Below are 5,326 nucleotides of genomic sequence, written 5' to 3'. Positions count from 1 at the left end.
GCCGCACGGGCGGCGGCGACCGGCCGTCGGGCACCTTCACGCGAGGTGCGGCGGTGGGGTCACACGGCACGCACCGCGCCCCGCCGCGGCCAGCCGTGGTCACGCAGCCGCCCTACCTCGTAGCCCCGCTCCTCGCAGGTCTCGAGGATCCGGGGCAGCGCGCCGAGGGCCGAGCGCCAGGCGCCGGGGGCGGAGGTGCAGTCGGAGTCGTGCAGGAGGATCGTGCCACCGCCGTCCAGGTCGGCCGTGACGGTGCGGTGCACGGACTCCGGGGTGGCGCGTGCGGTCCAGTCCTCTCCCCAGGCGGTCCACAGCACCGGCGTGAGCCCCAGGCGGCGGGCCGCCAGGTGGGCCGCGGTCGACATGACGCCGTACGGCGGCCGGAAGAGCGTGGGCTGCTCTCCGGTGAGGTCGGCGACGAGGTCGCGGGCCCGGGCGAAGTCGTCGAGGGTGGCGCGCGGGCCGCGCAGCAGCAGCGGGCGGTGCAGCCAGCCGTGGATGCCGATCTCGTGGCCGGCGGCGGCGATCTCCCGGACCAGGGCGGGGGAGCGGCGCGCCTCGCTGCCCAGCAGGAAGAACGTGGCGTGCACCCGGCGGCGGGCGAGCAGCCGCAGGAAGTGCGGGGTGGAGAGGGGATCGGGCCCGTCGTCGAAGGTCAGGGCCACGTGGTCGGGGCGGCCCCGGCCCGACAGCCGGGGCATCAGGCGGTTGCGCAGCGGCCCGAAGGTGGAGATCACGGGGACCGCATGGGCGGCGGCGACGGCGGGTACGGCCGCGACGGCGGCCGAGCGAAGCGTCCGGGCGACGTTCACGAGTGGTGATCCCCCTGCGGGTGGGCGTGGTGGCCCGAGAGGCCGTCCAGGTCGAGGCCGTTGCCGATGGCGTGTATGAGGCCGGGACCGTCGTACGTCGTCGCCATCCCGGTGCCGACGGCGCACGCCCACACGGCGGACGCGACCGCGGCGGTGGCGGCGAGCCGGCGCGGACCGCGCCGCCGTCGCGGCGTCGGGGGCTTCCGGTCGGCGTCCGGGAGACCCGCTCGGTGCACGCGGGCGATCTCGGCCGCCGGGCCGCCGTCCGGAGTCCGGGCGAACAGGTCGAGGCCGGCCGCGCGCTGCCGCGCGCCGAGCGGACCGTCGATCAGGTCGCACAGGGCCGCCTTGAGGTCGCCCGCGTCACGGATCCACACGGCCGCGCCGGCCTCGTCCAGGGCGGCCGCGTTGGTCAGCCCGTGCCCCGGGATGCAGCGGTAACTGGCGACGGGCAGGCCCGAGGCGAACGCCTCCAGCGAGGTGAGCCCGCCGGCGTTCTGCACGAGGACGTCCGCGGCGTGCATCAGGCCGGGCATGTCGTCGACCCAGCCGTAGGCGTACTCGATGCCGTCGGCGCGCAGTTGCTCGGCCAGGGCCTCGTTCCGGCCGCACACGACGACCGGAACGGCGGCGCCGCAGTCCCGCAGTTCCCGAGCCACCTGGCGGACCGGTCCGACGCCCCACGACCCCGCGACCAGAAGGGCGAGCGGGGCCTGCTCGGGCAGCCCGAACGCCGCGCGTGCCCGGGCCCGCCGCTCCGTGTCGCAGGGGCGGAACCGGGGGTCGGTGACCGGGCCGCACACCCGCACGTCCCGCGCTCCGGCGGTCCGCGCCTGGGCGGCGGGTACGGCGTGGGCGGCCAGATGGACGTCGACGCCGTCCGCGACCCACAGCGGATGGACCGAGAAGTCGGTCAGATACGTCAGGACGGGAACGTTCAGCCGCCGCTTCAGACGCAGGTTGCCCAGGACCCGGCTGGCCCCCGGGTAGGTGGAGACGACCGCTCCCGTGCCCGGGGGGAGGGCGCGCAGCACCCGGTCCTCGGCCGTGCGCAGCAGCGCCCGCGCGATCGGGCCGCCGCCCCCGGCGCGCTCGGTGCTGGAGTAGATCCGCTGGTACGCCCACGGGGCACGGACGAGCAGCCGGTGGTAGCCCTCCTGGACGGCACGGCCGATGCGGGCCGGCAGCAGATCCAGCAGGTCGAACCGGTCGACCGTGAAGCCGTCCGCCCTGAGGCGCCGGGCGAGTTCGGCGGCCGCGCCGTCGTGACCGGCTCCGACGCTGGCGGAGACGACGGTGATCCTGCCCGCGCGGGGCGCCGTGCCCCGCTGCTGCGGAATCGCGCCCGCGAGGACGAGTCCGGGCGCCGTGTGTCCGGCGTGGGGCATGGGCTTCCTCCGCACATGAGGGGAGCGACGAAACTCTACGAGATGTAGTAGTCCGAGGTTTGAAGTCCGGAGCATACCTCCTACATCTAGTAGTTGGCTGCTGGGTAGCCTGTACGGACGCGGAACGAAAGAAGGCGGATGGTGGCGGACCGGAGGCACGAGCAGACCCAAGGGGCGGCCGGCAGGCGGGCGCGCGGTGAGCTGGAGAGCGATGTGCTCGCCGCGCTCTGGGCCGCCGACGGGCCTCTGACGGCACGCCAGGCCCGGGAGGAGTTGCCGGGCGACCTGGCCTACACGACCGTGTTGACCATCCTGACCAGGCTTCATGAGAAGGGCATGCTCGTACGGCACCGCGAGGGCCGCGGCTATGCCTACGAACCGGCCCGCGACGAGGCGTCCCACACCGCCCATCGTATGCACTCCCTGCTCGAGGGGGGCTCCGACCGCGAAGCGGTGCTGGCCCGCTTCGTGTCCGAACTGTCGGCGCAGGACGAGCACCTGCTGCACCAGCTGCTGGCCGGGCACGACGAGACACCCGCCGAGGGCGAGCGCTCCCGCGGGACGTGGTGAGCCGATGCCGGTCAGCGTGTACGTCCCCCTCGCCGTCACCGCTGCGCTCGCCGTGCTCGGGCCCCGGCTCGCGCGTCGGCTGCCCCCGCGTCGCGGCGCCCGGGCGGGGGCGCTCGCTCTGTCGGCTTCCACCGGCCTGGCGCAGGTCGCGCAGGTCGCCGCCGAGGGCCGCTGGTCCGCGACCGCGTTGGACCCGGTGTACCGCGTCGTCGCGGCAGTGAGTGCCCTGACGCTGCTCGTCGGCGTCGTCCCGCCGGCCGTGGCCGCCGTACGGCAGGCCCGTCGTCTCGCGCGGGCGCGGCGGAGGTGCGCCCGCCTTCCGGGAGACGCGGAGCCGGCGGTGGTGGACGACGGTCTCCGACTGGCCTTCGCGCTGCCCGGCGTTCCGGGACGGACCACGGACTCCCTGGGGATGCTGCGCTGTCTCGGCGACGACGGGCGCGAGGCCCTGTTCGCTCACGAGCGGGCGCATCTGCGGGGCGGCTACCGCCTCTCGCAGAGCGCGTGGCGGCGCTCGACGGCCTCGAAACCTCGGCTCCCGTCGCCGGCCGTCGTCGGCGGCTTCGCCCTGGAGTGCCGGGCCGACGAGGGGGCCGCCGAGCGTGTCGATGAGCATGTCGGCGACCGCAGGGGCGTCGCTCACGTCGTCGGGCGCGGCTCTCGCATCGGCCACCGTGCCGCCTGCCGCCGTCCCGGCCCAGGCCGGTGGGGCGGTGCCGGAGCGGGTGCGGGGCCTGCCGGCGCCGCCTCCCGCACGCCGGAGACCGCCTCTTGTGGCGGGTGGCCCGCTGCCGGCGGTGTGCTGTGCCGGCCGGGCCAGCGCCGCATCGGACAGCGCTCGCACGGTGGGCAGCGCCCAGTGGGCACAGTGGGCGGTGGACGCCGGCGCCGACCGCGCGCGCTCGGAGCATCGGCACACGGCGGAAGGGAGGCGGGGGTGCGAAGACCGTCACCGGCCGGGCGGCCGGCAGAGAACCGAAGAACCGGCTCGTCGCCTGTGGCGACGGTGTGGCGGCGACGGCCGCGGGGCCGTTCGGTGGCGAGGGCCACGCGCCCGGCCCGCGGGAGGTCGTCACACCTCCGCGTCGCGGGGACCGTTCGCTGAGCCGCCGCGGCGCGTGCCACGGCAAGGGGGGCGGTCACAGGGATGTCCGCGCGCAAGAGCCATGACCCGAGTACGACCCAGAGGCGGACCTTGACCACCGACAACGAGGAATGGGTCCTGCGGCCCGCGGGCCGGAGCAGGACCGTCGCACACACGGCCCGGACGGCCGACGCACAGCCCCCGCCGCGGGCGGCCCTGTGGATGGCCGGGGCGGGCGTCCTCCTGTTCGGGCTGGTCGGTGCGAGCGCGCCCAACCACAACACGCTCAGGGCGCCTGTCACCCTGCTGCAGCTGCCTGCCATGTCCGGCGTCGTCTCCGAGGTGGCCACGTCCGTCGCGATCGTGCTGTCCTGCGTCGGCACGCTCGGACTGCTCAACGCCCACAGCCGAGGCTGGAAGCCCGACCCCCGCACCCTGTTCCGGGCCGGTGTGCTCGCGGTGCTCCTGGTCGCGGATCTCACCCCGATCGGCTCCTCCGACACGGCCAGTTACGCCGCCTACGGCCGGATCGCCGCTCTGGGCGGCGATCCGTATGTGACGACCCCGGCCCAACTCGGCGGCGCCTACGCCCATCTGGTCAGCGACGCGTGGGGGAACACCCCGTCGGTGTACGGGCCGCTGGCCACCTGGTGGCAGGCCGCCGCCGCGTTCGTCGGCGGTGACCAGCCCTGGCTGACGGTATGGGCGCTGATGATCGCCAACGCGGCCGCGTTCCTCGGCGCCGGCTACCTGTTGATGCGCGCCGCCGACGACCCGGTCCGGGCGACGCTGCTCTGGACCGCCAATCCGCTGCTGATCGGCGTCCTGGTCGGCGGCGGACACCTGGACACGGTGGTGGCCGCCCTGGCCGTCTGCGCCGTCCGGTTGGCGCGCCGGGCGAGCGGATGGCACGAGGACCTGGCCATCGGCGGACTGGCCGGCCTCGCCTGCGGCGTCAAGATCAGTGCCGCTCTGGTCGGCGTCGGGCTGGTGTGGCCGATGCTGCGCCGCGGCGCCTGGCAGCGGGCGGTCCGAGTCGCGGTCGCGGCCGTGCTGACGCTGAGCGCCCTCTACGCCATGTACGGTCTGCACGCCCTCGATCCGCTGACCGCCGCCTCGCACATGGTGTCCAGACCTTCGCTGTGGGCCGTGTTCGATCACTTCGCGACCGCCCTCGTCGGTCCCGGCGCGGCCGCGGCGAGCGTCGGCATCCTGTGGCCCGTGCTGATGCTGGGGCTCGCCCTGGCGCTGCACCGGCACGTCCCCGCGCACGCCCCCGCCGTCGTCACCGTTCCGTTCGCGCTCGCCTTCGCCTGGATCCTCACGGCGCCGTGGTCGATGCCGTGGTACGCGGCTCTCGCCTTCGCGCTGGCGGCGCTGTTCCGCCACCTCCGCCTCACCCAGGCACTCGTCGTGGCCACCGCCGTCCTGGCCCTGTGCCACAACGGCGGCGGCCACGGCTGGTGACGCCG

4 protein-coding genes are annotated in these 5,326 nt (G+C 75.5%); 2 read left to right on the top strand and 2 right to left on the bottom strand.

Annotated features, from left to right (window positions below; all coding sequences use genetic code 11):
- Positions 1-59: 59 nt before the first annotated feature.
- Both ACWEN3_RS40660 and ACWEN3_RS40655 read right to left on the bottom strand, forming a co-directional pair.
- Positions 60-812 carry a polysaccharide deacetylase family protein gene (locus tag ACWEN3_RS40660; protein ID WP_452982016.1) on the bottom strand — a complete coding sequence of 251 codons (753 nt, stop codon included), beginning with the start codon at positions 810-812 and terminating at the stop codon, positions 60-62.
- On the bottom strand, positions 809-2,200 hold the full coding sequence (locus tag ACWEN3_RS40655) for a glycosyltransferase (protein WP_452982013.1): 1,392 nt from the start codon (positions 2,198-2,200) through the stop codon (positions 809-811). Before ACWEN3_RS40655 ends, ACWEN3_RS40660 begins: the two co-directional genes overlap by 4 nt.
- Positions 2,201-2,338: 138 nt before the next feature.
- Here ACWEN3_RS40655 and ACWEN3_RS40650 point away from each other — a divergent pair, with 138 nt between their 5' ends.
- Together ACWEN3_RS40650 and ACWEN3_RS40645 are read left to right on the top strand one after the other, a co-directional pair.
- Positions 2,339-2,770, top strand: a complete 432-nt coding sequence (locus ACWEN3_RS40650) for a BlaI/MecI/CopY family transcriptional regulator (protein ID WP_452982010.1) — start codon at positions 2,339-2,341, stop codon at positions 2,768-2,770.
- 1,195 nt (positions 2,771-3,965) lie between these two features.
- On the top strand, positions 3,966-5,321 hold the full coding sequence (locus tag ACWEN3_RS40645) for a hypothetical protein (protein ID WP_452982008.1): 1,356 nt from the start codon (positions 3,966-3,968) through the stop codon (positions 5,319-5,321).
- The last annotated feature ends 5 nt before the right edge of the window (positions 5,322-5,326 follow it).

The sequence above is a fragment of the Streptomyces sp. NPDC004561 genome (assembly GCF_053602155.1).
This window is presented reverse-complemented; position numbering and strand designations above follow the sequence as displayed.